The organism is Streptomyces sp. LMG1-1-1.1 (assembly GCF_040815545.1).
Classification (GTDB): Bacteria; Actinomycetota; Actinomycetes; order Streptomycetales; family Streptomycetaceae; genus Streptomyces.
This window is the reverse complement of the sequence record NZ_JBFPNH010000087.1, coordinates 34,812-60,582: the sequence shown is the minus strand read 5'-3', so window position 1 is coordinate 60,582 and position 25,771 is coordinate 34,812. Positions and strand designations below refer to the sequence as shown.

Here is a 25,771-nt window from a genome sequence, read left to right as displayed (position 1 = left end):
CGGCCCGAGGGGGAGGCGCCGGGGGGTGCCGGGGGAAGGAAAGGGGTTGGGGGAGGGCGACGGCGTCGCCCTCCCCCAACCCCTTCGTCCGTACCCTCAGCCGCCGATCAGGAGCGCCTGGTCCAAGGCCTGGAGGAAACGGTTCGTCGTCGCCCGGTCCCGCACCGCGAGCCGCAGCCAGTTCCGGTCGAGCCCCGGGAAAGTGTCGCCCCGGCGGGCCGCGAACCCCAGCGACCGCAGCGTCTCCCGTACCGTGTCCGCCCGGTCGATCCGGATCAGCACGAAGGGGCCCTCGGACCCCGCCACCGTCCGCACCTCGTCGAACTCCGCGAGACCGGCGAGCAGATGGGCCCGCTCCACCCCGATCCGGTGCGCCGCGTGCTCGGCCTCCGCGAGCGCCGCCCGCGACATGCACGCCTCCGCCGCCACCAGGGCCGGCGTCGACACCGGCCACAGCGGCTGCACCCGCTCCAGGGCCGCGACCGTCTCCGGCTCCGCGAGCACATAGCCGATTCGCAGCCCGGCGAGCCCCCAGGTCTTGGTCAGGCTCCGCAGCACCACGAGGCCCGGCACGTCGGTCCGACCGGCCAGCGACTCCCGCTCGCCCGGCACCGCGTCGATGAACGCCTCGTCCACCACCAGCGTCCGCCCCGGCCGGGCGAGCGCCGCGATCGACGCGGCCGGATGCAGCACGGAGGTCGGGTTCGTGGGGTTCCCGATCACCACCAGGTCCGCGTCCTCGGGCACCGCGGCCGGATCCAGCCGGAAGCCGTCCACCTCGCGCAGCACCACCCGGTCCACCTCGTGCCCGGCGTCCCGCAGCGCCGCCTCCGGCTCGGTGAACTGCGGGTGGACCACCACCGGCCGCCGCACTTCCAGCGCCCGCGCCAGCAGCACGAACGCCTCCGCCGCGCCGGCCGTGAGCAGCACCCGGTTCGACGGCAGGTCGTGCCGTTCGGCGACCGCCGCCCGCGCCGCCCGGCCGTCGGGGTAGGCCGCGAGGCCGGTCAGCGAATCGGCGATGCGCTCCCGCAGCCAGTCCGGCGGGGTGTTCGTCCGGACGTTGACCGCCAGATCGATCAGTTTCTCGTCCCTGACCTCGACGTCACCGTGGTGGCGCAGGTCGTGGGCGTCGGTATCCGTGTGGGTGTCCATGGCCGCCGTCGTGTGGGGGGTGGGGATGGTGGGGGGTGAGCCAGGCTCGCCAGCGATGTACCCGTGAGCCGAGGGCAACAACCGTACGCCTGGGGCATCTTCGTTCGGATGAAACGGGGCAGAAACGGCAATCGCGCAGGTCACCCGACGCGACTTCCGCTTCGACACGAGCAGCACGGCCCCGCCGCCACCGACCGGTAAGGTCCCCGGCCCCGCACCCGACTCCGTACCCCCGCCCGCGACCGGGCCCGCGCCCGGCTCCCCACCCGACCCCGACTCGGGGACCGCGCCCGACTCCGCCCCTCTGCCCCTGCCCGGCCCCGCGCCCGCCGCCAGCAGTGCGGCCGCCTCCGCCACCGACGCCGTGCCCGTCGCGGCCAGCGGCAGCGCCGACGGATGCGGTACGGACACGGTGGCCAGCACCTCCGCGGGGAAGCCGCGCACGGGCACGCCGAGCGCCGCCGCGGCCGCCACGATCCCCGGCTCCGCAGCCCGCGCGTCCAGCGTCCCGAGCGACCGGACCCGGGCACGCGTCAGCCCCGCCTCCCGCAGCACGGCGTCCACCAGGGCGAGGACCTCGTCCACCGGGACGCCCGGCCGGGCCCCGACACCGAGGTGCGCGGACGCCGCCGGATCGGATAGCAAAGGCCCATGGCTGTAGTCGTCGCGCTCGGCGCGTTCCTCATGACGCTCTTCGGCGGCTGGGTCGCGCAGCGCGTCACCGACCGCCGCCACCTCGTCCTCGGCCTGGCCGGCGGACTCATGCTCGGCGTCGTCGGGCTCGACCTGCTGCCGGAGGCCCTGGAAGCCGCGGGCGACGAGATCTTCGGAGTGCCGGAGGCCCTGCTGCTGTTCGTGGGCGGCTTCCTCCTCGCCCATGTGATGGAGCGTCTCCTCGCCGTCCGCAGCGCGGCGCACGGCGTCGGCCCGCACGACAGGGTCCCGCAGGTCGGCCTCACCGCCGCCGCCGCGATGGTCGGCCACAGCCTCATGGACGGCATCGCCCTCGGCGCCGCCTTCCAGGTCGGCGGCGGCATGGGCGCCACCGTCGCCCTCGCCGTCATCACCCACGACTTCGCCGACGGCTTCAACACGTACACGATCACGAGCCTCTACGGGAACGCCCGCCGCAAGGCCGTCGCCATGCTCGTCGCGGACGCCGTCGCCCCGCTCCTCGGCGCCGCCTCCACCCTGCTGTTCACCCTTCCGGAGGAACTCCTCGGCAGCTATCTCGGGTTCTTCGGCGGCGCCCTGCTCTACCTCGCCGCGGCCGAGATCCTGCCCGAGGCCCACCACGAACACCCCGCCCGCTCCACCCTGCTGTGCACGGTGGGGGGCGTGGCCTTCATCTGGCTCGTGGTGGGCCTCTCCGGCGGCTGATCTCACCCGCAGTGCTCCACGAACCGGGCGGCGACCTCCGGGGACCCCGCCCAGTGCGTGTGCACGTAACTCGCGTGCACCCCGCCCTGCACGAACCCCTCCACACGCCGCTCCGGCTGCCGCAGACCCCACGCCGCCAGCGCACCCGCACCCGGCTCGATCACGGTCCGGTGGAACTCGTGCCCCCGCATCCGCGCCCCGGCCGGGGCGACCACGCTGTCGTTCACCGCGACGGCGTCCCGGTACCCGAGCGTCAGCCGCTCCGACATCCGCGCGTCCGCGTCGAGCACCCCGCACATCGGCGTGCCGTCGAGCGACCGCGCCAGGTACAGCAGCCCGGCGCACTCCGCCGCGATCGGCGCCCCGGACGCGGCCAGTTCGGCGACGGCCTTCCGCAGCGGCTCGTTGGCCGACAGCTCGGAGCCGTACATCTCGGGGAACCCGCCGCCTATGACGAGCCCGCTCGTCCCCTCGGGGAGGGCCTCGTCCCGCAGCGGATCGAAGGTCACGACCTCCGCCCCGGCGGCGGTGAGCAGCTCCGTGTGCTCCGCGTACGAGAACGTGAACGCGGCGCCACCGGCGACGGCGATCCGCCGCGGCGGGCAGTCGCCCCGCGGGGCGGTACGGGTGGGCTCCACGGGACCACCGGCGTGCGGCCGTTCCCCGACCTCCGCCGACCACGGCTCCTCGTACAGCTCCGGAGCCGACCGCGCCAGCGCCAGCAGCGCCTCCAGGTCGCACCCCGCCCGCACCTGCTCCGCCTGCGCCGCCACCGCGGCCACCGCGGCGGCCTGCCGCTCGGCCACCGGGACCAGACCGAGGTGCCGCGACGGCGTCGCCACCGCCGGCGCCCGCCGGAGGACGCCGAGCACCGGCACCCCCGACTCCCCGAGCGCCTCCCGCAGCAGATGCTCGTGCCGGTCCGTCGCGACCTTGTTGAGGATCACCCCGCCGATCCGCACCTCCGGATCCCACGACGCGAACCCGTGCACGAGCGCCGCCACCGACCGCGACTGCGACGACGCGTCGACGACGAGCACCACCGGCGCCTTGAGGAGCTTCGCCACCTGCGCGGTGGACGCCAGCTCGCCCTGGTCGGCGGCACCGTCGTACAGGCCCATCACCCCCTCGACCACGGCCAGGTCGCAGCCGCGCGCCCCGTGCAGGAAGAGCGGCGCGATCCGCCCCGTACCGCACATGTACGCGTCGAGGTTGCGGCCCGGCCGGCCGGTGGCCAGGGCGTGGTAGCCGGGGTCGATGTAGTCGGGGCCGACCTTGTGCGGGGAGACGGCCAGGCCACGGCCGGCGAACGCGGCCATGAGGCCGGTCGCGACCGTGGTCTTGCCCGCGCCCGAGGAGGGCGCGGCGATGACGAGACGTGCTACCACTCGATGCCCCGCTGGCCCTTCTGACCGGCGTCCATGGGGTGCTTGACCTTGGACATGTCGGTGACGAGATCGGCGAAGTCGAGCAGCTCCTGCGGCGCGTTGCGGCCGGTGATGACGACGTGCTGGTGGCCCGGACGGTCGCGGAGCACCTCGACGACCTCCTTGACGTCTATCCAGCCCCAGTGCAGGAGGTAGGCGAACTCGTCGAGGACGTAGAACTTGTACTTCTCCTCGGCGAGGTCCCGCTTGACCTGCTCCCAGCCCTCGCGGGCCTTCTCCTCGTGGGACTGCTCGCCGTCGGCGACCTCGCGCTGGATCCAGGACCAGCCCTCGCCCATCTTGTTCCAGGTGACCGTGCCGCCCTTGCCGGTCTCGCCGAGCGCCTTGAGGGCGTTCTCCTCGCCGACCTTCCACTTGGCGGACTTGACGAACTGGAACACCCCGATCGGCCAGCCCTGGTTCCAGGCGCGCAGCGCCATGCCGAAGGCGGCGGTCGACTTCCCCTTGCCGACGCCCGTGTGCACCATCACGAGTGCGCGGTTGCGGCGCTGACGGGTGGTGAGACCGTCGTCGGGTACGACGGTCGGCTGTCCCTGCGGCATTAAGCGGCCCTCCATGCGGTCTGCGTTGTCTGTCCTGCTGCCTGTACGTCTCTGACGAGGCCGGCGATCGAGTCGGCGCGCAGCTCGTCCAAGGTCACGGCGGTGCCGCCGAGTTCGCGGGCGAGCTGCCCGGCGAGCCCGAGGCGCACCGGTCCGGTCTCGCAGTCCACGACCACGCTCGCCGTGCCGTCGGCGGCGTGCAGCCGCGCGGCCCGGGCGGCGAGCGCCACCGGATCGCCGGCCGCCCTTCCGCCGGTGGCCCGGCCGTCGGTCACGACGACGAGCAGCGGCCGGCGCGAGGGGTCCCGCAGCCGCTCGACCCGCAGCACGTCATGGGCCTTGAGCAGCCCGGCCGAGAGCGGCGTGCGGCCACCCGTCGGCAGCTGTTCGAGGCGGGCGGCCGCCGCGTCCACGGACGAGGTCGGCGGCAGCGCGACCTCGGCGTCCCGGCCCCGGAAGGTGACCAGGCCGACCTTGTCGCGCCGCTGGTAGGCGTCGAGCAGCAGCGAGAGGACCGCGCCCTTGACCGCGCTCATCCGCTGCCGCGCCGCCATCGAACCGGAGGCGTCCACGGCGAAGAGCACCAGGTTCCCCTCCCGCCCCTCCCGAACCGCCTGCCGCAGGTCGTCCCGGCGGACCACGAGACCCGGACCTGACCGCCCGCGCGCCCGCTGGTGCGGCGCGGCGGCCCGCACGGTCGCCGCCAGGTGCAGCTTGGTCAGCGCGCCCCGCGGCCGGGTCGAGCCGGTGGTACGGCCGTGCTCGGTGCGGGCGCGGGAACGGCGCCCGGCCGCACCCTCGCCGAGGCCGGGCACGCTCAGCATCCTCGTACGGAACGGCTCCGCGGCCTTCACCGCGGCCCGCTCACCGGACGCGGCACCCGAACCCTGCGGCGCGGGCGCCGGCTCGGGCGCCGGCGCGTCTCCGGCCGCCGGCGCGTCCTCCGGCGCCGGTACGTCCTCGGGCGCGGGCCCCTCGCCCTGCGGAGGGATGCCGCCGCCCTCGGGGCCGCCGCCGGGACCCCCGTCACCGGGCCCTCCGTCGCCGGGACCGTCGGGCTCCGGGTCCTCGTCGGGCTCCTCGCCCTTGAACTGCTCAAGGGTCTCGTCGAGCTTGTCCTCGTCGAGGCCCGGCGCGTCGAACGGCGAGCGCCGCCGCCGGTGGGGGAGGGCGAGCAGCGCGGCCTGCCGCACGTCCTCCGAGGTCACCTCGGTCCGCCCCGCCCACGCGGCGAGCGCGCTCGCCGTCCTGGCCATCACGATGTCGGCGCGCATGCCGTCCACCTCGAACGCGGCGCAGGTCGCGGCGATCTGGAGCAGCACCGCGTCCCCGAGCGCCACGCTCGGCAGCAACGTCCGCGCGGCGACGATCCGTTCGCGCAGCGCGCTCTCCTCGCCCGCCCACCGCGCCGCGAAACCGGCCGCGTCGTCCTCGAACGCCAGCCGGCGCCGTACGACCTCCACCCGCTCCTCGGGCACCCGGGAGGCCGCGACCTCCACGGTCAGCCCGAACCGGTCGAGCAACTGCGGCCGCAGTTCCCCCTCCTCGGGGTTCATCGTCCCCACCAGCAGGAAGCGCGCCGCGTGCCGCACGGAGACGCCCTCGCGCTCGACGTGCGAGGCGCCCATGGCGGCGGCGTCGAGGAGATGGTCGATCAGGTGATCGCTCAGCAGGTTGACCTCGTCGACGTAGAGGATCCCCCGGTGCGCGGCGGCGAGCAGCCCCGGCTCGAAGGCCTTCACACCGTCGGCGAGCGCCTTCTCGATGTCGAGCGCTCCGACGAGCCGGTCCTCGGAGGCGCCGACGGGCAGTTCGACCATGCGCGCGGGACGGGAGGTCCCGGTCGCGTCGCCGTGCGGACCGTCCGGGCACGCGGGGTCGGGCGCGCCCGGGTCGCAGCTGAACCGGCAGCCGGCGACCACCGGCACCTCCGGCAGCAGTTCGGCGAGCGCCCGCACCGCGGTGGACTTCGCGGTGCCCTTCTCGCCCCGCACGAGGACACCGCCCACGGAGGGGCTGACCGCGTTCAGCAGCAGCGCGAGCCGTAGGTCGTCCATGCCGACGACGGCCGTGAACGGGTAGCGGGTGCTCATCGGGCGGTCACTCCTTCGAGAGGTACGGAAGTCGGGGCGGGGTGCGCGCTCACGGCGCGCCCGGCGGCACGAACGGCAGCCCCGCCGGGGCTCCCTCCTCGATGAGCCGGAGGAGCGCGTCGGTGTCGGCGTGCTCCTCGATCAGGTCGCCGAGCCGGTCGAGCTGTTCCTCGCGGAGGGTGTGGAACGACGTGTCGGGGGCGGGGACGAACCGGCGTCCCGCGGCCGCCGCGACCTCGCGCAGGAACGCCCGGCGGAAGCCGTCGCTCTCCAGCGAGCCGTGCCAGTGGGTGCCCCAGACGGAGCCGACGCGACAGCCGTCGAGGAACGGGTCCCCGCCGAGCACCTCGGCCACGCCGTGGTGGATCTCGTACCCCTCGACGCGCTCGCCGAGCGCCTCGCCGACCGGCCGGGCGAGGGTCTTCTCGACGCCGAACCGCACCCGTACGGGGAGCAGCCCGAGTCCGTCGACCACGCCGGCCTTCGACTCGACGTCGTCCTCGATGCGCTCGCCGAGCGCCTGGAAGCCGCCGCAGATGCCGAGCACCGGCCGGCCCTCGGCCGCGCGCCGGGCCAGCTCGCCGGCGAGCCCCCGCTCGCGCAGCCACGCCAGCGCCTTGACCGTCCCCCGGGTGCCGGGCACGACGACCAGGTCGGCGTCGACGAGCTCCTCCGGGCGGTCCACGAACCGGACGACGACACCGGGCTCGGCGGCCAGCGCGTCGACGTCGGTGAAGTTGGACATCAGCGGTACGGCGCAGACGGCGACCCGCAGCACGTCGGCGCCGACCGGCGGCGCGACGACGGACTCGCGGACGGTGCCGCGCAGCGAGACCCGGAGGCCGTCCTCCTCGTCGATGCCGAGCCCGTGGGCGTACGGCAGGACGCCGAACGTCCGGCGCCCGGTGAGGCCGTGCAGCATGTCGAGGCCGGGTTCCAGCAGGGTGACGTCGCCCCGGAACTTGTTCACCAGGTATCCGGCGACGAGGGACTGGTCCTCGGGGCTCAGCAGCGCCGTCGTGCCGAAGAACTGGGCGAAGACGCCGCCCCGGTCGATGTCGCCGACGACGACCACGGGCAGCTTCGCGGCCCGCGCGATGCCCATGTTCACGATGTCCGTGCGCCGCAGGTTGATCTCGGCCGGACTGCCCGCCCCTTCGCAGATCACGGCGTCGTACATGCCCCGGAGTTCCTCCAGGCACGCGAGGACGGGCTCGAAGAGTTCCTTCTGCCGGCCGCCGTGGTAGCCGCGGGCGCTCAGTTCGCCGACCGGCTTGCCCATGAGGACGACCTGGCTGGAGCGGTCGCTGCCGGGCTTGAGCAGCACCGGGTTCATCAGGGCGGTCGGCTCCACCCGGGCCGCCTGCGCCTGCATGGCCTGGGCGCGGCCTATCTCGGCGCCCTCCCTCGTGACGAAGGAGTTGAGGGACATGTTCTGTCCCTTGAACGGTGCGACCCTGATGCCCTGCCGGACCAGCCAGCGGCAGATGCCGGCCGTCACGACGCTCTTACCGGCGTCCGACGTGGTCCCGGCGACGAGCAGTCCGCCACCCCTCATGCGTTCCTCCGCTTCAGCGCGCTCACGATCAGCCGGCCGCCCACGCAGGCGGCCAGGGTCAGTCCGGTGATCCGGCGGGACAGCCGGACCGCCCGCTCGATGTCGGCGACCTCGACGGCCCGCCCCTCCCCGTTGAGCACGGGCCGGTGCTCGACCCGCCCGCCGTACGCGAGGGTGCCGCCGAGCCGCACGCCGAGCGCGCCCGCGAAGGAGGCCTCGACCGGGCCCGCGTTGGGGCTGGGGTGCTTCGCCGCGTCCGCCCGCCAGGCCCGTACGGCTCCGCGCGGATCGCCGCCGGCGACGGTCGCGAGGGCGGCGGTGAGCCGGGCCCCAGGCCAGCCGGCCACGTCGTCGAGCCGGGCCGAGGCCCAGCCGAAGCGGCGGTGGCGGGGGGACTTGTGCCCGACCATCGCGTCGAGGGTGTTGACGGCGCGGAAGCCGACGAGCCCCGGCACGCCCGCGACGGCGCCCCAGAAGAGGGCGCCGACCACGGCGTCGGAGGTGTTCTCGGCGACGGACTCGACGACCGCGCGGGCCATCGCGGGACCGTCGAGGGAGTGCGGGTCGCGGCCGCAGAGGTGGGGCAGCCGCTCGCGGGCCCCCTCCAGGTCCCCGGCGGCGAGCGCGCCTCCGATGGTGCGGGCCTCTCGCCCCAGGGTCGTGCCGCCGACGACGGCCCAGACGGTCGCCGCGGTCAGGGCGACGGAGGCGGCGCGGTTGCCGCGTACGGTCCGGGCGGCGAGGGCGCCGGCGGCCGCGGTGGTGCCGGCGCAGACGGCGGTGTGCAGGGCGCCCCAACCGCGGTGGTCGCGCCACAGGGCCCGTTCGACGCCGGCCGCGGCCCGGCCGAACACGGCGACGGGATGTCCGCGTCGGGGATCGCCGACGAGCCGGTCGACGACGAGGCCGAGGGCCGCACCGTACGCGAAGACACCGGTGGCTCGGGAAACGCTGCGGCTGCAGCCGGGCATGGCGCTATGTCCTCACTCAGGGTCCGCGCCCTGGATCGACGTGACGGGCGGCGCGAGTTCCTGGCTCCCGGACCCTGCGGATCCGGTCACAGTGGCGGGACCGCGCCGGATTCGCACCGGGCTTCCTCTGCTGCCGCCGTAATGGCCTCGGCAGTCCACCACGGCCCGAGAACACCCGTCAACTCACCCTTGACCTGCGTCGCGTCACTGTGCGAAGCACCACAAACACGACGGCCGGGCGGTCCGCACCCAAGGTGCGGACCGCCCGGCCGAGGTACCCGGGACCGTCAGGCGACGATCAGGTAGATGCCGTACGCCACGGCCGCGAGGCAGAGGCCGAAGCAGGCGTAGGCGCCGGTGCGGGCCAGGGTGGCGGAGCCGCCCTGGGCGGCGGCCTGCTCCTGCTTGGAGAGGCCGATGACGCCGAGGGTGAAGAGGCCCACCAGGGCGACGGTCGCCACGAGGCTGACTCCGAAGACGGAGCCGAGAGCTGCCCAGTCGATCTTCATGTCGTTGGTTCCTTACACCGCTGCGGCGGGGGCCTGGGGAGCGGCCGGGTCGATGGGAGCCGGCGCGGGGATGGTGGTCTTGAGGTCCTCGTCCGCGACGGCGGCGACGGAGCCGGCCGGCGGCGGGGTGACGGCCGCGATGGCGGTGGTCACGACACCGTCCGCCTGGGCCTCGTCCTCGACGTCGTTGACGTTGGTGTGGTCGACGACCTGGCGGCGGGAGACGAGCCAGATGCCGAGGCAGGAGGCGACCAGGAAGGCCGCGACGAGGTAGACGCCCCAGTCGCCCTGGCGGGCGACGTACTCGGCTCCGGCGGCGACCAGGCCGGCGGCCGGCAGGGTCAGGCCCCAGGCCACGAACATGCGGGTGGCGGTCGACCAGCGGACGACGCCGCCCTTGCGGCCCAGACCCGCGCCCATGACGGCACCGGAGACGGAGTGCGTGGTCGAGAGGGAGAAGCCCAGGTGGGAGGAGGCCAGGATGACCGTGGCCGCGCTGGTCTGGGCGGCGAAGCCCTGCTGCGGCTTGAGGTCGGTGAGGCCCTTGCCCATGGTGCGGATGATGCGCCAGCCACCGAGGTAGGTGCCGAGGGCGATGGCCGCACCGGCGGAGACGATGACCCAGACCGGCGGGTTGGAGCCGGGGGCGAGGGTGCCGCCGGCGACCAGGGCGAGGGTGATGATGCCCATCGTCTTCTGGGCGTCGTTGGTGCCGTGGGCGAGGGAGACGAGACCGGCGGACGCGATCTGGCCGACCCGGTAGCCCTTGGCGGTGTGCTGCTCCTCGGTCTTCGCGCCGATCCTGTACGTCAGCTTCGTGCCCAGCATCGCGGCGATGCCCGCGACGACCGGGGCGGCGACGGCCGGGATGAGGACCTTGGTGACGACGACCTCGCCGTTGACACCGCTGAGGCCGATGGAGGCGATGGTCGCGCCGATGAGGCCGCCCATGAGGGCATGGGAGGAGCTGGACGGCAGTCCGACCAGCCACGTCACCAGGTTCCAGAGGATCGCGCCGACGAGCGCGGCGAGGATCACTTCGGGCTGGATGCCCTCCTCGTTCACCAGGCCCTTGGAGATCGTCTTGGCGACCTCCACGGACAGGAACGCTCCGACGAGGTTCAGCACGGCGGACATGGCCACCGCCGTCTTGGGCTTGAGCGCACCGGTCGAGATGGTCGTGGCCATCGCGTTGGCGGTGTCGTGGAAACCGTTCGTGAAATCGAACACGAGAGCTGTCACGACCACAATGGCGAGCAGCAGCGTGATGTGTTCCATTTACCCAGGCAATCGTTTGACGTCAGTGGCTCGTTGAACGTAGGCAACCTGGGTGAACGGAAGATGAACTGGGGCGGGCGGCGTGGTGTCCCTATCCGGTGTCAAGAGATTCCGCTTAGCTCCCGGACCGGGGTCCTGTCCACGATGCGGTCGCCCTGCGACCCCTGGTAATCCAGGCGGTTCCCGGGCACATGCGACCTGCCCCGGTTCCTCCCCCACCACCCCGTTCCGCTCCCTGGACCGGACCATCCGACCGGGGGACCCCGTCGAGGAGACCCATGTCACCCCCAGGGGGAGTGCGGGCGCACCGGTCCGGAGCCCCCGACCGGGTCCGTCCGGTGGCAGGCCGCCGCCGCCCTGCCGACACTGGGAGCGTGCGCCCGGCTACAGCGACGGCAGCGGCCGTCACCACCCTGATCGGTGTCGGCGCGGCCGCGGTAGCGGCCGGCCGGTACGCCAGCGACGTCGCCCTCAAGGTGCCGTCAGGACGTCCCCTGCCCGGGGACCCCCGACTGACCGTGCACGCCACGGGCCCCGAACGGATCACCCTCACCCGCAGCCTCGCCTCGCTGCGCCCCGGCACGTACGGACTGGAGGCCCCCGGCCTGCACGCCGTCGTCGGCCCCGTCCTCGACCGCGTCCCGCACACCGCCGACACCGTCGTCCGGCGTCTGGAACGCGTCGAGCTCGGCACCCCGGGGCCCGGCGCCCGCGTCCGCCTCACCCCCCAGCTGCACCGCGGCACCCCGGCCGCCGCCCTCGGCCTCCCGTACGAGGACGTCGAGATCCCCGGCGAACTCGGCCCCCTGCCCGCCTGGCTCGTCCCCGGCCCGCGCACCATCTGGGTGATCGCCCTGCACGGCCTCGGCACCACCCGCGAGCACCCGCTGAACGTCGTCCCCTTCTTCAACCGGCGCAAGATCCCCGTCCTCGTCCCCACCTACCGCGGCGACGAGGGCGCGCCCCCGTCCCCGGACGGCCTCGCCCACCTCGGCGACTCCGAGTGGCGGGACGTCGACGCCGCCATCCGCTACGCCGTCCGCCGCGGCGCCGCCCAGGTCGTCCTGCACGGCTGGGGGACCGGCGCATCGATGGCCCTGCGCGCCGCCGCCGAGTCCGGGGTGCGCGACCGGATCGCCGGCCTCGTCCTCGACTCGCCGGTCCTCGACTGGGAGGCCACCCTCCGCAACCTCGCCGCGGCCCGGCACGTCCCCGGCCCGCTGCTCCCGCTCGCCGTCCGCGCCGCCCAGGGCAGGACCGGCCCGCACGGCGACCGCATCCGGGCCGCCTCAGCGCCGGACGCCCTGCGGGTCCCGGTCCTCCTCGTGCACGGCCCCGACGACACCATCGCCCCCTGGGAGTCGTCGGTCGAGCTCGCCGCCCGCCGCCCCGACCTGGTCAGTCTGCGGACCGTCCGACAGGCCCCGCACGCGGCCATGTGGAACGCCGACCCGGTCCACTACGAGGAGTCCCTGCGCCGCTTCCTCACCCCGCTGCTCTGACGGCGGCCCGCGCGACGCCCCCGAGGAGCCGCCCCGGGCCGCGGTTCGGGGGCCGTTCTGACGGGGCTGCGGATTCCGATTGGGCTTTCGGGCCGTCAGCGGGAAGACTGCCCCCGTGACGTCTCGAAAGCCCGATGAACCATTGGCGCGCAACTCCAGACTCCGACTCGTCCGCCCGCGGGCCCTGGCCACCGCCCGACGGGCCGTGACGACCCGGCGCACCCGGCCGGCGCCGCGGCCGCCCGAGGGCACTCCGCCCCGCGCGGAACTCGCCCGCCAGGCCCGGCAGGTCCTCGCCGACGCCGTACGGCTCGCCCGCTGGGCCGCCGTCGAGCACGGGGCCGACATCGCCGCCCGCACCGGCTCCGGGCCCGTGCCCGCACCGGAACGGGCCGCGGCCGCACTGGACCTGACGGCCGACCGGATCCGGGCCGGCTGGGACCGTGCCCGGCTCGCCGGCCTCGTCGAACTGCACGGCGACACCGTCCGCCCCGGCTGGCGGCTGCACGCCTGGGACCGCGACGACTCCGCCGTACTGCGCGGCTGGGTCGCCCTCTTCGACGCCTGGTCCCTGGTCCACCCGGCCCCCGAAGGGGTCGCGCCGAGCGCCGTCGCCGAGGTCGTCGAGGCCGTCCCGCAGGTGCTCTCGCTGCTCCAGCTCTCCCAGGGCCCGGTGCTCGTCCCGGTCCTCCTCGACCTCCTCGGCCAGCGGGTCGAGGAGCTCCGCGAGGAGCGCTGCGAGGTACCCGCGGCCGAACCGGCTCCCGAGGCGGGGACGGCCACCCCCGGCACCGACGGACTCCCCGCCCTCCTCGACTGGGCGCTGGAGGGCCTGGCCGCCGTCGGCGCGCTCACCCTCGACCTCGGCGCGGAGGGACGTCACGCCACCCTGACCCCGCTCGGCAACTGGGCGGTCTGGGTCAAACTGGAGCAGATCTGCGTCGCCGCGCAGAGCCCCGCGGGCAACATCGAGCAGTCCGCCGAGGACATGCTCCGCGGCTGCGCCCGGCTCACCCCGGGCCCGGCCCGCGACGAGTACCGCGCCTGGCTCGCGGCCCGGACCCTGTCCAGCGCGGTGACCGAACTCCTCGCCGTCGCCCGCGGCGAGGACGCCCTGCTGCGCGGGCTCGCGTTCGAGGCGCTCCGGGTCGTCGGAGCCCCCGCCGAGGCCGAGGTCCGGGCCACCGTCGCCGAGCCCTCGCTGCGCCCGTACGCGCTGCTCTGGCTCGCGGAGTACGACGGCGCGGACCCGGACGACGCCCAGGAGGTGCTGACCCGCGAGGAGGCGACCTGGCTCTGGGTGGACACAGCGGCGGCCGTCGCCGACCACGGTGAGAGCGCGCTGCTCGTCCGCCACCTCGAGTCCGCGGTGCAGGGCACGGTCCCGGCGCTGCTCGACGAGGTCAGGGCCGTCGGCCACCCCCGTACCGTGCAGGTCCTGGTGGCCCTCGCCGCCGCCCACCCGGACCCGGCGCTGGCCAAGGCCGTCCGCAGGGCCGCCTTCCAGGTGCACACCGGAGGAGCCTGAGCCGGGGCCGTCCGGGGCGGTCAGCCCGTCGTCGCGCCGGGGGCGTACGTACCGAAGCTCCACACGTTGCCCTCGGCGTCCCGGGCCGTGTAGTCCCGGGAGCCGTACTCCTGGTCCGCGGGCGGCATGACGATCTCGATGCCCTGGGCCACCGCACGGGCGTGGTGCTCGTCCACGTCGGCCACGCGCACGTACACCGCGACGGGGCCGGCGCCGGCCATGAGCTTGTCGAACTCGGTGCCGCTGCCCTTGCTGCCGAGCATCAGCATGCCGTTCCCGTACGCGAGCTCGGCGTGCACCACACGGCCGTCCTCGCCTTCGTAGACGGCGTGCTCGGAGAAGCCGAAGCCCTCCGTGAGCTGCTTGATCGCCGCCTTCGCGTCCTCGTACCGCAGGGCCGGACAGATGTCGGGTGTGTCAGCCATCCCGATCGTTTCCTCTCGCGCAGCCGAATGTGACCTGGATCTCAGTCTCGCAGCCGCCGCCGACAAGTCAGCGGAAGGTGTTGCACTGGGCCATGTCGCCGGTCCGGTAGCCCTGGTAGAACCACTGCTGCCGCTGGGCCGCCGAGCCGTGCGTCCAGTTCTCCGGCGTCACCCGGCCCTGGAACCGCTCCTGGATCCGGTCGTCGCCCACCGCGGCCGCCGCGTCCAGGCCGTCCCGGATGTCGTCGTCGGTGAGCCGGGTCAGCAGCGGCCGGCCCGTCCTCTCGTCAGGGGTGGTCGTCGCGTGGCGCGCCCAGACGCCGGCGTAGCAGTCGGCCTGGAGCTCGACCCGTACGGCGTTGGAGTTCGCGCCGGTCCGCCCGTCCTGGGCGCGGCTGAGGGTCCCCATCAGGTTCTGGATGTGGTGGCCGTACTCGTGGGCGACCACGTACGCCTGGGCGAAGGGGCCGCCGCTCGACCCGAACGTCGTGCGCAGCTCGTCGAAGAAGCCCAGGTCCAGATAGACCTGCCGGTCGCCGGGGCAGTAGAAGGGCCCCACCGCGGAGGTCGCCGAGCCGCACGCGGTCCCGACCCGCTGGGCGAACATCACGGTGGCGGCGGCGCCGTAGGTGCCGCCGCGGCGCGCGTACTCGGTCCGCCAGTAGTCCTGGAGGCTGTTGACCACGGCGACGATCCGGCAGTCCTCGCGGGTGTTGGCGTCGGAGCCCTTCCGGCAGGTCCGGCTCACCTGGGTCGCGGACGAGGAGCTCGCGACCGGCTCGTCGCCGCCGCCGGAGAGCCCCAGCTGGTCGGGGCCCACGCCGAAGAGGACGCCCAGGACCAGCGCGATGAGCCCGATGACGCCGCCGCCGACGGTCGCCTTGCCGCCGGGGATGCGGCTGCCGCGGACGTCCCGTACCTCCGAGGTGTCCAGGTCGGCGTCGTCGTCGAACTGCACGGTCCACCACCCTCCGCGTCACCGCCGCGGCAGTGGCCGCCGCCCTTCGCCGAGTATCGGACGATCTCGACCGCATCGCCCCTTTTGAAGGGCATCAGCGGTAATGCGAGGAAGGTCCAAGGGTGCTCCCGTGCCCCACATGGCCGAAAACCAGTTGCAGAAGCCCGTTAGACTGGCTGTATGGCCATTCTCCCCTGGGTGCATTAGCGGCGCTGAAGCCCGCCACCAGTCGTCCTTCCGCCGTTTCCCACCGCCCTGGAGTCTGTCCGTGATCACCGCTTCCGGCATCGAGCTGCGCGCCGGCGCCCGCGTCCTCATCGAATCCGCTTCCTTCCGCATCGCCAAGGGCGACCGCATCGGCCTCGTCGGCCGCAACGGAGCGGGCAAGACCACCCTCACCAAGTGCCTCGCGGGCGAGGGCCAGCCCGCCGCCGGCGCCATCGCCCGCTCCGGCGAGGTCGGCTACCTCCCGCAGGACCCGCGCACCGGCGACCTCGACGTCCTGGCCCGCGACCGGATCCTCTCCGCCCGCGGCCTCGACACGCTCCTCAAGAAGATGCGGGCGAACGAGGAGCGCATCGCGACCGGCTCCGGCGCCACCCGCGACAAGGCGATGCGGCAGTACGAGCGCCAGGAGACCGAGTTCCTCACCAAGGGCGGTTACGCGGCCGAGGCCGAGGCCTCCACCATCGCCGCCGCCCTCGGCCTGCCCGACCGGGTCATGGGCCAGCCGCTGCACACCCTCTCCGGTGGTCAGCGCCGCCGCGTCGAGCTCGCCCGGATCCTCTTCTCGGACGCCGACACGCTCCTGCTCGACGAGCCCACGAACCACCTCGACGCCGACTCCATCATCTGGCTCCGGGACTACCTGAAGACCTACCGCGGCGGCTTCATCGTCATCTCCCACGACGTCGACCTCGTCGAGACCGTGGTCAACAAGGTCTTCTACCTGGACGCCAACCGCTCCACGATCGACGTCTACAACATGGGCTGGAAGCTCTACCAGCAGCAGCGCGAGGCCGACGAGAAGCGCCGCAAGCGCGAGCGCCAGAACGCCGAGAAGAAGGCCGCCGCCCTCAACTCGCAGGCCGACAAGATGCGCGCCAAGGCCACCAAGACCGTCGCCGCGCAGAACATGGCCAAGCGCGCCGAGCGGCTGCTCTCCGGCCTGGAGGCCGTCCGCGCCTCCGACAAGGTCGCCAAGCTCCGCTTCCCGGACCCGGCGCCGTGCGGCAAGACCCCGCTGACCGCCGAGGGGCTCTCCAAGTCGTACGGCTCGCTGGAGATCTTCACCGACGTGGACCTGGCCATCGACAAGGGCTCCCGCGTCGTCATCCTCGGCCTCAACGGCGCGGGCAAGACGACCCTGCTGCGCCTCCTCGGCGGCGTGGAGAAGCCCGACACGGGCGAGGTCACCCCCGGCCACGGACTGAAGCTCGGCTACTACGCCCAGGAGCACGAGACGCTCGACCCCGAGCGGACCGTCCTGGAGAACATGCGCTCGGCCGCGCCCGACCTCGACCTGGTGGACGTCCGCAAGACGCTCGGCTCGTTCCTCTTCTCCGGCGACGACGTCGACAAGCCGGCCGGGGTGCTCTCCGGCGGCGAGAAGACCCGTCTCGCGCTCGCGACCCTGGTCGTCTCCTCGGCGAACGTGCTGCTCCTCGACGAGCCGACCAACAACCTGGACCCGGCCAGCCGCGAGGAGATCCTCGGCGCCCTGCGGACGTACAAGGGCGCCGTCGTCCTCGTCACCCACGACGAGGGCGCCGTCGAGGCGCTCGACCCGGAGCGGATCATCCTGCTCCCGGACGGCGTCGAGGACCTCTGGGGCGCCGACTACGCGGACCTGGTGTCCCTGGCCTGACCCGGCACACGGCTCCGGATGCGTCCGAAGGGGTGCTTCCGGAGCCCGGAGTGATCATGCGGGGCTGGATCATTCGGCTCATCGGTGATCCTTCATCTGAGTGAGGGTCTCTGGTACATCCCGGCGCGGTGCTCTGCCGAATCCTTCCGGCAGGCCCGCGCCGCACGTGTGTTCCCCCTCTGCCGCTGACCTGGTACTTCCCATGCCGACCGGTACGGACGTGGCGTTTCGTTCCTGCGGAATCAGAGGTTCCGTCTGTGATGACGCCGTACTCCTCCGCAAACCCGGCGGCACGGACCTTGTCGAATGGGTGGCCAGGAGCGCGGGGAGGGGTGATCATGAGAAGTCCAGAGCGCACTTCCCATGAGGAGGCACGGGTGGCCGAGACTCTGAAGAAGGGCAGCCGGGTGACCGGCGCCGCGCGCGACAAGCTCGCGGCAGACCTGAAGAAGAAGTACGACTCCGGTGCGAGCATCCGGGCGCTGGCCGAGGAAACGGGCCGCTCCTACGGATTCGTCCACCGGATGCTCAGCGAGTCCGGAGTCACGCTGCGTGGACGCGGCGGAGCGACACGGGGCAAGAAGGCGGCCTCGGTCTGACGTAGGGGCGGCTCGACCGGGCCACCGGGTCTCTCGGTGGCCACCCGGTCGGCCCTGCGTTCGGCCGGGTGGTTACTGTGCAGTCACTTAGCATCCCCATGCAGTGCCGCACAGGAACCGGAGGCGCCCCATGTCCACGCTCGAAGACTCCGAGCCCGTATTCGACAAGGACGGTGTACGGCTCACCGTCGAAGACGCCGTTGCCACGGTGACCCTGACCAACCCGGCGAAGCGCAACGCTCAGTCTCCCGCTCTGTGGCGGGCGTTGACGGAAGCCGGCCGGTCACTGCCGGGCAGCGTGCGGGTCGTCGTCCTGCGCGGTGAGGGCAAGTCCTTCTCCGCCGGGCTCGACCGGCAGGCGTTCACGCCGGAAGGCTTCGACGGAGAGCCGTCCTTCCTCGATCTCGCGCGCGGTTCCGACGCGGACCTCGACGCGGTCATCGCCGAGTACCAGGAGGCGTTCACCTGGTGGCGCCGCAGCGACCTCGTGTCGATCGCGGCCGTGCAGGGCCACGCCATCGGCGCGGGCTTCCAGCTCGCCCTCGCCTGCGACCTGCGGGTCGTCGCCGAGGACGTGCAGTTCGCCATGCGCGAGACCAGCCTGGGCCTCGTCCCGGACCTGACCGGGACGCACCCGCTCGTCTCGCTCGTCGGCTACGCCCGCGCGCTCGAGATCTGCGCCACCGGCCGCTCCGTCCACGCGGAGGAGGCCGAGCGCATCGGTCTCGCCAACCTGTCCGTGCCCGCCGACGAGCTCGACGCGGCCGTACGGGACCTCAGCGCCGCCCTGCTCGCGGCGCCCCGCGACGCGGTCACCGAGACCAAGGCACTGCTCCAGGGCGTCTCCGGCCGCTCCTACGAGGAGCAGCGTGCCGCCGAGCGCGCCGCCCAGGCCCGCCGCCTGCGCGACCTGGCGGGGATCGGCGACTGACGGCACGCGCGCGTCTCAGCGCAGCTCCGACACCAGCACCGTGACCGCGGTCGCCCCACCGGCGACCGCGGTCACGGCGTTCCGGACGGCGCGGGCGACGTGCAGCGGGTGCCGGCCCGCCGTGACGGCCAGTTCGATCCGCACGTCGCCGCCCGGACCCCGGCGCACCGGCGGGCCCAGGGCGTCCGTCACCCCGGCGACGCCTTCGACGCGCAGGGCCGCGAGGGCCACCGGGTCGTCCGTCGCCGGTGAGGGCCGCCCCGGCGGGGGAGCGGCGGGACCGGCCGCGGCCGGCGCGGTGTCGAGAAGGGCCGTCACCCGAAGGTCCACCCCCGCCACCGGCAGCCCGAGCCCGTCCTCCGCCGCCACCAGCAGGACCGACCGCAGCTCCTCGGCCACCTCCGGCAGCGGGCGGCCCGCCACTGCCGCGAAGTCGGCGGTGATCCGCAGCGGACCCGGCGGCAGCCCGCCCGGCGGCACCGGAAGCGAGTCAAGGTCCTCCGTCTCGGGGTCCGGCCCGGCGTCCGGGTCGGACCCGACCCGCAGCCTGCCGGGCGCCACCCCCCGTACGGCCGAAGCGGCCCGGTCGAGAACCGTCCGTGCCGCCCGCTCCGTGATCCACACGCCGTCCGCCGCCGCCCCCAAGGGCAGCAGCCTGCCCGGAGCGAGCCGATCCCGTACCGCCGCGGTCCAACCATCAGTCGTCGTCATTCCCCCAGCCTGCCGCATCCCCGGGGCGGATCGGGGCAAGCGCCCTTAGTGTGGGCGAGGAACCCCGAACTACCACGGAAGGGGCGAAACATCATGGCTGATGCCAATACCCCCACGAACCCCGGGACCGACGAACCGCGCCGCGCCAACGTGACCAAGCGCGGCGGCGGTGCCCCGGCCTCCCGGGGCCGGACGACGATCGCCGACGGCGTCGTCGAGAAGATCGCCGGCCTCGCCGCCCGCGACGTCGTCGGCGTCCACGCGATGGGCAGCGGACTCTCCCGCACCTTCGGCGCCGTACGCGACCGGGTCCCCGGTGGAGGCGGCGGCAAGGCGAGCGTCACCCGCGGCGTGAAGGCCGAGGTCGGCGAGGTCCAGACCGCACTCGACCTGGAGATCGTCATCGACTACGGCGTCTCCATCGCCGACGTCGCCGGCGAGGTCAGGGAGAACGTCATCGCCGCAGTGGAGCGGATGACCGGCCTCGAGGTCGTCGAGGTCAACATCGCGGTCAGCGACGTGAAGCTGCCCGAGGAAGAGGACGAAGAGCCGGAGTCCCGGCTCCAGTAGCCGCAGCCGCTCAGGCGGCACGGAAGGGGCGCAGGATGAGCATGGCGGTGGTCGGCCTAGTGGCCGGCATGGCCCTCGGCTTCGCCGGATACTTCGGCGGCTTCGGGGCGTTTCTCCTGGTCGCGGCGTTGGGAGCGGTCGGCTTCGTGGCCGGTCGGTTCCTCGACGGCGACCTCGAACCAGGCGACCTCTTCCGGGGTCGCGATCGCGGCGAACGGCGGCGGTGACGCGGGGTGGTGACGGACCTGGCGAGGGACCGGGGGGCGACGAAGATCGCCGACCGGGTCGTCGCGAAGATCGCCGCCCAGGCGGCCAAGGAAGCCCTGGACGCCGTGCCCGAGGGCGGCTCGAGGCCGCACGCCTCGGTCGTCGTCCACCGGGACGTGGCCCGGGTCTCGGTCAGTCTCGACCTCGACTACCCCTCGGACGTCGGCCGCCAGTGCGGCGCCGTCCGGGGCCGGGTCCGCACGCGCGTGGAGTCGCTCGCCGGCATGGAGGTCCATGAGGTCACCGTCCACGTCGAGCGCCTCCACTCCGCGCTCACCCGCCAGGCCGCGCACCGGGACCGTCTCTCATGACGGCGACCCCGGGGCCGCCCCCGGTCGGCGAAACCGGGGGCGCCGGGAGCCCCGAAGCCCCCGGTGCCGTACCCGTCCTCGCGGACGCCACCGCCGAGCCGGTCCGCCGCTTCTGGGCGGTGCGCCGCATCCCCGCCGGGCTGCTGGCGGCGGTCGTCCTCGGCGGGGCGGGGCTGCTCCTGTACGACGTGGCCGCCGTGCGGGCCGACCATCCCGCGATGGCCTGGCGGCGGGAGCTCGCCGACGCCCTGGCGACCCGGCCGCTGGACAGTACGTGGGTCGTCGTCGGCGCCGCGGTCGCCGTCGTGCTCGGCGTCTGGCTGCTCGTCCTGGCCGTCACCCCCGGGCTGCGCGCCGTGCTCCCCATGCGCCGCGAGCACGCCGACGTACGGGCGGGTCTCGACCGCGAGGTCGCGGCCCTGACCCTGCGCGACCGGGCGATGGAGGTCTCCGGCGTGCAGTCGGTCCAGGCGCGCGTCGGCCGGTCCAAGGCCGTCGTCCGGGCGGTCTCGCACTTCAGGGCGCTCGACGAGGTCCGCGCCGACATCGAGGCGGTCCTCGCCACCGGCATCGACGAACTCGGCCTCGCCCACCCGCCGGCGCTGACGGTACGGGTGGCCCGGCCGCGCAAGAAGGGATGAGCCGATGAGGTCCCACGACCACGAGGGGAGCCACCGGTGAGGGTCGTCCTCCGGCGCGTCAACCGCGTCCTGCTCGGGCTCGCCGGGCTGCTCCTCGTCCTCGGCGGCGGGGCGGTCCTCGCCGCCGCCCTCGACCTGTCCGTGCCGTCCTGGTGGCCCTGGTCCGGCCCCTCCGACGTGCTGCTCACGGCATCCCAACGGCAGCACTGGCGCGACGAGGGCTGGTGGTGGCCGGTGGTCATCGCCGTCCTCGGGATCGTCGTGCTGCTCGCCCTGTGGTGGCTGCTCGCCCAGTTCCGGCGCGCCCGGCTCTCCGAGGTCCTCGTCGACACCGGCGACGGGGAGGTGGCGATCCTGCGCGGCCGGACCCTGGAGAGCGTCCTGGAGGCGGACGCCACCGCCCAGGAGGGCGTGGCCAAGGCCCGGATCTCCCTCACCGGCCGCCGCACCGCCCCCCACACCCGCGTCGCCCTCCAGCTGGAGCCGTACGCCTCCCCGGGCGCCGCGCTGACCACCCTCAGCGCCCGAGCCCTCGCCCACGCCCGTACGGCGACGGGCCTGCCCGCCCTGCCCACCGAGGCGCGCCTGCGGGCGGTCAAGCACCGGGCCCGCCGCGTCACCTGACGGACGGGCGGCACGAACCAGGCCCGTGAGAACCAGCCCCGCACCGACCAGGGCCCTGCCCCAACCGGGGCCCGACGCGAACCAGGCCCGCACGAACCAGGCCCGCACGGGCCGGATCGTGCGGGCCTGGTTCGTACGGCTGGCGGCGGCTCAGAAGCCCCTGCGCGCCCCGCCGTCCACCGGGAGCATCAGCCCGGTCAGGTACGAGGCGGCCGGCGACAGCAGGAAGGCCGCCGTACGCCCGAACTCCTCCGGGGTGCCGTAGCGGCGCAGCGGGATCCTGGCCTCGTTCGCCGCACGGGACGCGTCCGCGTCGCCGGAGAGCGCGTCGAGCGAGCGGACCCGGTCCGTGTCGATCCGGCTTGGCAGCAGGCCGATCACCCGGATGCCGCGCGGCCCCACGTCGTTGGCGAGGGACTTGGCGAAACCGGCGAGACCGGGGCGCAGTCCGTTGGAGACGGTCAGGCCGGGGATGGGCTCGTGGACCGAGCCGGACAGCACGAAGCCGATCACCCCGCCCTCGGTGAGCGTCTCGGCCGCCGCGCGCGCCAGCCGCACCGCACCGAGGAAGACCGTGTCGAACGCGGCCGTCCACTGCTCGTCGGTGTTGTCCGCCGCGAAGCCGGGCGCCGGGCCGCCGACGCTGATCAGGATGCCGTCGAAGCCCCCGAACCTGGCCCGCGCCTCGGCGATGAGCCGGGCCGGGGTCTGCGGGTCGGCGTTGTCGGCGGCGATCCCGGCGGCGCCCTCGCCCAGCTCGGCGACCGCGTCGGCGACCGCCTTCTCCTCGCGCCCGGTGATCAGCACCCGGGCGCCCTCCGCGAGCAGCGCCTCCGCCGAGGCCCTGCCGAGCCCCCGCGTCGCGCCGGTCACCACGTACACACGGTCCTTCAGTCCAAGATCCATGGCCCTATCCTGCCGCCTCCTCGGCGGCGAGCGCGAGGGCGGTCCCCACCAGGCCGATGTGGCTGAACGCCTGCGGGAAGTTCCCCAGCTGGCGGCCCGCCACCGGGTCGTACTCCTCGGCGAGGAGCCCCACGTCGCTGCGGAGCGCGATCAGCCGCTCGAAGAGCTCGCGGGCCTCGTCGGGCCGTCCGGTCAGCCGCAGGGCGTCCGCGAGCCAGAACGAGCAGACGAGGAACGTGCCCTCCTGCCCCGGCAGTCCGTCCACGGCGCCCGAGTCGACGCTGTAGCGCCGTACGAACCCGTCGTGCGTCAGCTCCGCCCGTACCGCGTCCACCGTGCCCACCACCCGGGGGTCGTCCGGGGGCAGGAAGCCGACCTGCGGGATGAGCAGGGTGGCGGCGTCCAGCTCCGCCGAGCCGTAGGACTGGGTGAAGGTGTTCCGGACGGGGTCGTACGCCCGGGCGCAGACCTGGGCGTGGATCTCGTCCCGCATGGCCCGCCACCGCGTGGCGTCGCCGGGCAGCGAGGGGTCGGACTCCAGGGTGCGGACGGCGCGGTCGGCGGCCACCCAGGCCATCACCTTCGAGTGGGTGAAGTGGCGGCGCGGCCCGCGTACCTCCCACAGGCCCTCGTCGGGCTCCCGCCAGGTCGATTCCAGGAAGCCGAGCAGGCTCAGCTGGAGGTTCCAGGCGTGCCGCTCCGGCGGGATGCCGGCCTCGCGGGCGCGGTAGAGCGAGTCCATGACCTCGCCGTACACGTCGAGCTGGAACTGGTCCACGGCCGCGTTCCCGGTCCGCACCGGCGCCGAGTCGGCGTAGCCGCGCAGCCACGGCAGGGTCGTCTCGGGGAGCCGGCGCTCCCCGGCGGGGCCGTACATGATCTGGAGGTCGGCGGGGTCGCCCGCGACGGAGCGGAGCAGCCAGTCCCGCCAGGCGGCGGCCTCCTCGGCGTACCCGGCGGCGAGGAGCGCGCCGAGGGTGAGGGAGGAGTCGCGCAGCCAGCAGGCGCGGTAGTCCCAGTTCCGTACGCCGCCGAGCTCCTCCGGCAGCGAGGTGGTGAGGGCGGCCATGATCCCGCCGGTGGGGGCGTAGGTGAGGGCCTTGAGGGTGATCAGGGAGCGCAGCACGGCCTCCCGGTGGGGGCCCTTGTAGGTGCAGCGGGCCGACCACTCCCGCCAGTCGGCGAGGGTCTGCTCCAGGGCCTCGTGGGGGTCGACGAGTTCGGGGCGCGGCTCGTGCGAGGGGTGCCAGGTCAGGACGAAGGCGACCTGTTCGCCGGCGGTGACGGTGAAGGCGGAGCAGGTGGAGAACTGCTGGCCCCAGGTCTTCACATGGGGTTCGCTGCGCAGCCAGACCGAGTCCGGCCCGGCGATCGCGACCCGGTGGCCGTCGGAGCGGCGCACCCAGGGCACGATCGAGCCGTAGTCGAAGCGCAGCCGCAGGACGGCGCTCATCTCGACGCTGCCGCTGATCCCCTCGACGATCCGCATCAGGTCCGGGGATCTGTCCCGCTGGGGCATGAAGTCGACGACCTTGACGGTGCCCGTGCGGGTCTCCCAGTACGTCTCCAGGACGAGGGAGTCCTCGGCGTAGCGGCGGCTCGTGCAGGTCGTGGCGCCTTTGGGGGAGATCTGCCAGTGGCCGTTGTCCTCGTCGCCGAGGATCGCGGCGAAGCAGGCGGCCGAGTCGAAGCGGGGCAGACACAGCCAGTCGACCGACCCGTCGCGGCCGACGAGCGCGGCGGTCTGGAGATCGCCGATGAGGGCGTAGTCGTCGATACGTTGCGTCACGCTTTGGGCTGTTCCCGGAAGCGGCGCCGGTCAATCAGCGGGACGGGACGGCCTCGACCGGAGCCGTGTCGCCTTCCGGGGATCCGGGGACGTCGGAGGCCTGCCCGGCCTGCCGGTCGTACTTCTCCCGGCGGACGAGGATCACCCAGCCGACGGGTACCCCGGCCGCGAACAGCCACCACTGGACGGCGTACGCCATGTGGGCGCCGATCGAGTCGTGGTCGGGTTCGGCGATCTGCTCGGGGGTGTCGCCCGCGGAGGCGGGCGCGGTCTGTTCGAGGTAGCCGCCGAGCACCTCGCGGCCGATCAGCTCGGCCTGCTGCCGGCTGCTGATCAGCATGACCTGGCGGTCCGGCAGGCCCTTCAGGTCCTTGATCCCGCTGGCGCCGGTGGTCTCGTCCGCCTTGAGCCGGCCGGTGACGGTGACCTCGCCCCGGGGAGCGGGCGGCACCGGGGGGTAGGCGTGCTGGTCGGCGGCGGCCGGTACCCAGCCCCGGTTGACCAGGACGACCTTGCCGTCCTTCAGGACCAGCGGGGTGAGGACGTGCACGCCCACCCGGTCGTCGGCGTTGGTGCGGCGGCGGACGACGACCTCGTGTGCCGTGTCGAAGGTGCCGGTGGCGGTGATCCGGCGCCAGTAGTCGGCGCGCGGGACGGTGTGGCCGGGGGAGGTGAGCTCCTCGACCGGTACCGGCTTCGCGGCGATGTTGTCCGCGATCAGGGCGTTCTGGGCGACCCGGCGCTCGTGCCGGTGGAACTGCCAGAAGCCCAGCTCGATCATCGTGGGGACGAGGACGAGGGCGATGAGGGTGAGGATCACCCATTGCCGGGACAACAGGAAGCGGTACACCCCATGACCGTACATCCGGGTCCCCGGGGTGGACGCAGGGGGGTTCGGCTCGCCCGGAGGCGAGCCCAGGATCGTTTCCTCAGGTCCTGTCCCGTTCACACCCTGTCGACGATGCCCACCTTTCCCTCCGCGCGGGCGCAGTGGCCGCCGCAGTACCAGCTGCCGTCGACCTCGACGCCCTGTCCGATGACCTGGACCCGGCAGTGCTCGCAGATGGGCGCCATGCGGTGGATGGCGCAGGCGAAGCAGTCGAAGACGTGCACCGCGCCCTGCGCGTGCACCTCGAAGGACATGCCGTAATCGTTTCCGCAGACCTCACAACGTGCCATGCGCCACAGGGTGGGGCTCCCGGGCGGGC

Annotated in this window: 26 protein-coding genes and 1 riboswitch; of the genes, 11 read left to right on the top strand and 15 right to left on the bottom strand. The window is 74.0% G+C overall.

The genetic code is table 11. The features are described from left to right. Nucleotides 1-96: 96 nt before the first annotated feature. Nucleotides 97-1,800: an Rv2231c family pyridoxal phosphate-dependent protein CobC gene (gene cobC, locus MRBLMG1_RS35330; RefSeq protein WP_414721714.1), complete on the bottom strand. Its 1,704-nt coding sequence runs from the start codon at nucleotides 1,798-1,800 to the stop codon at nucleotides 97-99. Between the two features lie 6 nt (nucleotides 1,801-1,806). On the opposite strand from cobC, the gene MRBLMG1_RS35325 reads away from it, so the two are divergent. After that, nucleotides 1,807-2,535: a ZIP family metal transporter gene (locus tag MRBLMG1_RS35325; protein WP_367828250.1), complete on the top strand. Its 729-nt coding sequence runs from the start codon at nucleotides 1,807-1,809 to the stop codon at nucleotides 2,533-2,535. Nucleotides 2,536-2,537: 2 nt separating this feature from the next. Here the strand turns inward: MRBLMG1_RS35325 and MRBLMG1_RS35320 are convergent, their stop codons facing one another. The 7 genes from MRBLMG1_RS35320 to MRBLMG1_RS35290 all read right to left on the bottom strand — a co-directional run bounded on the left by MRBLMG1_RS35320 (nucleotide 2,538) and on the right by MRBLMG1_RS35290 (nucleotide 10,934). Beyond that, nucleotides 2,538-3,923 carry a cobyrinate a,c-diamide synthase gene (locus MRBLMG1_RS35320; protein WP_367828249.1) on the bottom strand — a complete coding sequence of 462 codons (1,386 nt, stop codon included), beginning with the start codon at nucleotides 3,921-3,923 and terminating at the stop codon, nucleotides 2,538-2,540. After that, nucleotides 3,917-4,525, bottom strand: coding sequence for a cob(I)yrinic acid a,c-diamide adenosyltransferase (gene cobO, locus MRBLMG1_RS35315; RefSeq protein ID WP_367828248.1), 609 nt, complete (start codon nucleotides 4,523-4,525; stop codon nucleotides 3,917-3,919). Before cobO ends, MRBLMG1_RS35320 begins: the two co-directional genes overlap by 7 nt. Continuing rightward, nucleotides 4,525-6,618, bottom strand: a complete 2,094-nt coding sequence (locus tag MRBLMG1_RS35310) for a putative cobaltochelatase (RefSeq protein WP_367828247.1) — start codon at nucleotides 6,616-6,618, stop codon at nucleotides 4,525-4,527. Before MRBLMG1_RS35310 ends, cobO begins: the two co-directional genes overlap by 1 nt. A gap of 49 nt (nucleotides 6,619-6,667) precedes the next feature. Then, nucleotides 6,668-8,176, bottom strand: coding sequence for a cobyric acid synthase (locus tag MRBLMG1_RS35305; protein ID WP_367828246.1), 1,509 nt, complete (start codon nucleotides 8,174-8,176; stop codon nucleotides 6,668-6,670). After that, nucleotides 8,173-9,147 (bottom strand): cobalamin biosynthesis protein, encoded by a 975-nt coding sequence (locus MRBLMG1_RS35300; protein WP_367828245.1) that lies wholly within the window; start codon nucleotides 9,145-9,147, stop codon nucleotides 8,173-8,175. The genes MRBLMG1_RS35305 and MRBLMG1_RS35300 overlap by 4 nt, the downstream gene beginning before the upstream one ends. A 38-nt stretch (nucleotides 9,148-9,185) precedes the next feature. Then, a riboswitch (cobalamin riboswitch) is annotated at nucleotides 9,186-9,322 on the bottom strand. Nucleotides 9,323-9,434: 112 nt separating this feature from the next. Next, a complete protein-coding gene (locus tag MRBLMG1_RS35295; RefSeq protein WP_367828244.1) occupies nucleotides 9,435-9,656 on the bottom strand; it encodes a hypothetical protein in 222 nt (73 codons plus the stop codon). A gap of 12 nt (nucleotides 9,657-9,668) precedes the next feature. Next, nucleotides 9,669-10,934, bottom strand: a complete 1,266-nt coding sequence (locus MRBLMG1_RS35290) for an inorganic phosphate transporter (RefSeq protein WP_367828243.1) — start codon at nucleotides 10,932-10,934, stop codon at nucleotides 9,669-9,671. A 374-nt stretch (nucleotides 10,935-11,308) separates the two neighbouring features. Between MRBLMG1_RS35290 and MRBLMG1_RS35285 the strand changes: the two genes are divergently transcribed. Together MRBLMG1_RS35285 and MRBLMG1_RS35280 are read left to right on the top strand one after the other, a co-directional pair. Then, on the top strand, nucleotides 11,309-12,436 hold the full coding sequence (locus MRBLMG1_RS35285; RefSeq protein WP_367828242.1) for an alpha/beta hydrolase: 1,128 nt from the start codon (nucleotides 11,309-11,311) through the stop codon (nucleotides 12,434-12,436). 115 nt (nucleotides 12,437-12,551) lie between these two features. After that, a complete protein-coding gene (locus MRBLMG1_RS35280) occupies nucleotides 12,552-13,964 on the top strand; it encodes a hypothetical protein (protein ID WP_414721713.1) in 1,413 nt (470 codons plus the stop codon). A 20-nt stretch (nucleotides 13,965-13,984) separates the two neighbouring features. Here MRBLMG1_RS35280 and MRBLMG1_RS35275 read toward each other — a convergent pair whose 3' ends face one another. Together MRBLMG1_RS35275 and ypfJ are read right to left on the bottom strand one after the other, a co-directional pair. After that, nucleotides 13,985-14,389 carry a VOC family protein gene (locus MRBLMG1_RS35275; RefSeq protein WP_367828241.1) on the bottom strand — a complete coding sequence of 135 codons (405 nt, stop codon included), beginning with the start codon at nucleotides 14,387-14,389 and terminating at the stop codon, nucleotides 13,985-13,987. Nucleotides 14,390-14,456: 67 nt separating this feature from the next. After that, nucleotides 14,457-15,347 (bottom strand): KPN_02809 family neutral zinc metallopeptidase, encoded by an 891-nt coding sequence (ypfJ, locus tag MRBLMG1_RS35270; protein ID WP_367828240.1) that lies wholly within the window; start codon nucleotides 15,345-15,347, stop codon nucleotides 14,457-14,459. Nucleotides 15,348-15,615: 268 nt separating this feature from the next. Here ypfJ and MRBLMG1_RS35265 point away from each other — a divergent pair, with 268 nt between their 5' ends. From MRBLMG1_RS35265 to MRBLMG1_RS35255, 3 genes are all read left to right on the top strand, one after another. Continuing rightward, nucleotides 15,616-17,214, top strand: coding sequence for an ABC-F family ATP-binding cassette domain-containing protein (locus tag MRBLMG1_RS35265; protein ID WP_367828239.1), 1,599 nt, complete (start codon nucleotides 15,616-15,618; stop codon nucleotides 17,212-17,214). Between the two features lie 377 nt (nucleotides 17,215-17,591). Then, nucleotides 17,592-17,813 (top strand): helix-turn-helix domain-containing protein, encoded by a 222-nt coding sequence (locus tag MRBLMG1_RS35260; protein ID WP_024756249.1) that lies wholly within the window; start codon nucleotides 17,592-17,594, stop codon nucleotides 17,811-17,813. A gap of 130 nt (nucleotides 17,814-17,943) precedes the next feature. Then, entirely contained in the window at nucleotides 17,944-18,744 is an 801-nt protein-coding gene (locus MRBLMG1_RS35255) for an enoyl-CoA hydratase/isomerase family protein (RefSeq protein ID WP_367828238.1), read from the top strand. Nucleotides 18,745-18,759: 15 nt separating this feature from the next. On the opposite strand, the gene MRBLMG1_RS35250 is transcribed toward MRBLMG1_RS35255, so the two are convergent. Next, nucleotides 18,760-19,455 carry a hypothetical protein gene (locus tag MRBLMG1_RS35250; RefSeq protein WP_367828237.1) on the bottom strand — a complete coding sequence of 232 codons (696 nt, stop codon included), beginning with the start codon at nucleotides 19,453-19,455 and terminating at the stop codon, nucleotides 18,760-18,762. A gap of 93 nt (nucleotides 19,456-19,548) precedes the next feature. On the opposite strand from MRBLMG1_RS35250, the gene MRBLMG1_RS35245 reads away from it, so the two are divergent. From MRBLMG1_RS35245 to amaP, 5 genes are read left to right on the top strand one after another with little or no spacing between them, the layout of a single operon-like run. Then, on the top strand, nucleotides 19,549-20,025 hold the full coding sequence (locus MRBLMG1_RS35245) for an Asp23/Gls24 family envelope stress response protein (protein ID WP_367828236.1): 477 nt from the start codon (nucleotides 19,549-19,551) through the stop codon (nucleotides 20,023-20,025). Nucleotides 20,026-20,060: 35 nt separating this feature from the next. Then, entirely contained in the window at nucleotides 20,061-20,252 is a 192-nt protein-coding gene (locus MRBLMG1_RS35240) for a hypothetical protein (RefSeq protein ID WP_367828235.1), read from the top strand. Nucleotides 20,253-20,258: 6 nt separating this feature from the next. After that, nucleotides 20,259-20,603, top strand: coding sequence for a hypothetical protein (locus MRBLMG1_RS35235; RefSeq protein ID WP_367828234.1), 345 nt, complete (start codon nucleotides 20,259-20,261; stop codon nucleotides 20,601-20,603). Further along, on the top strand, nucleotides 20,600-21,244 hold the full coding sequence (locus tag MRBLMG1_RS35230) for a DUF6286 domain-containing protein (protein ID WP_367828233.1): 645 nt from the start codon (nucleotides 20,600-20,602) through the stop codon (nucleotides 21,242-21,244). Before MRBLMG1_RS35235 ends, MRBLMG1_RS35230 begins: the two co-directional genes overlap by 4 nt. 36 nt (nucleotides 21,245-21,280) lie before the next feature. Continuing rightward, on the top strand, nucleotides 21,281-21,868 hold the full coding sequence (gene amaP, locus MRBLMG1_RS35225) for an alkaline shock response membrane anchor protein AmaP (protein WP_367828232.1): 588 nt from the start codon (nucleotides 21,281-21,283) through the stop codon (nucleotides 21,866-21,868). A gap of 150 nt (nucleotides 21,869-22,018) precedes the next feature. Here the strand turns inward: amaP and MRBLMG1_RS35220 are convergent, their stop codons facing one another. From MRBLMG1_RS35220 to MRBLMG1_RS35205, 4 genes are all read right to left on the bottom strand, one after another. Further along, entirely contained in the window at nucleotides 22,019-22,774 is a 756-nt protein-coding gene (locus MRBLMG1_RS35220) for an SDR family oxidoreductase (RefSeq protein WP_367828231.1), read from the bottom strand. Nucleotides 22,775-22,778: 4 nt separating this feature from the next. Next, on the bottom strand, nucleotides 22,779-24,563 hold the full coding sequence (locus MRBLMG1_RS35215; protein WP_367828230.1) for a glycoside hydrolase family 15 protein: 1,785 nt from the start codon (nucleotides 24,561-24,563) through the stop codon (nucleotides 22,779-22,781). Nucleotides 24,564-24,597: 34 nt separating this feature from the next. Continuing rightward, entirely contained in the window at nucleotides 24,598-25,413 is an 816-nt protein-coding gene (locus MRBLMG1_RS35210; RefSeq protein WP_367828229.1) for an SURF1 family protein, read from the bottom strand. A gap of 95 nt (nucleotides 25,414-25,508) precedes the next feature. Next, entirely contained in the window at nucleotides 25,509-25,742 is a 234-nt protein-coding gene (locus MRBLMG1_RS35205; protein WP_056561222.1) for a hypothetical protein, read from the bottom strand. Nucleotides 25,743-25,771: the final 29 nt, after the last annotated feature.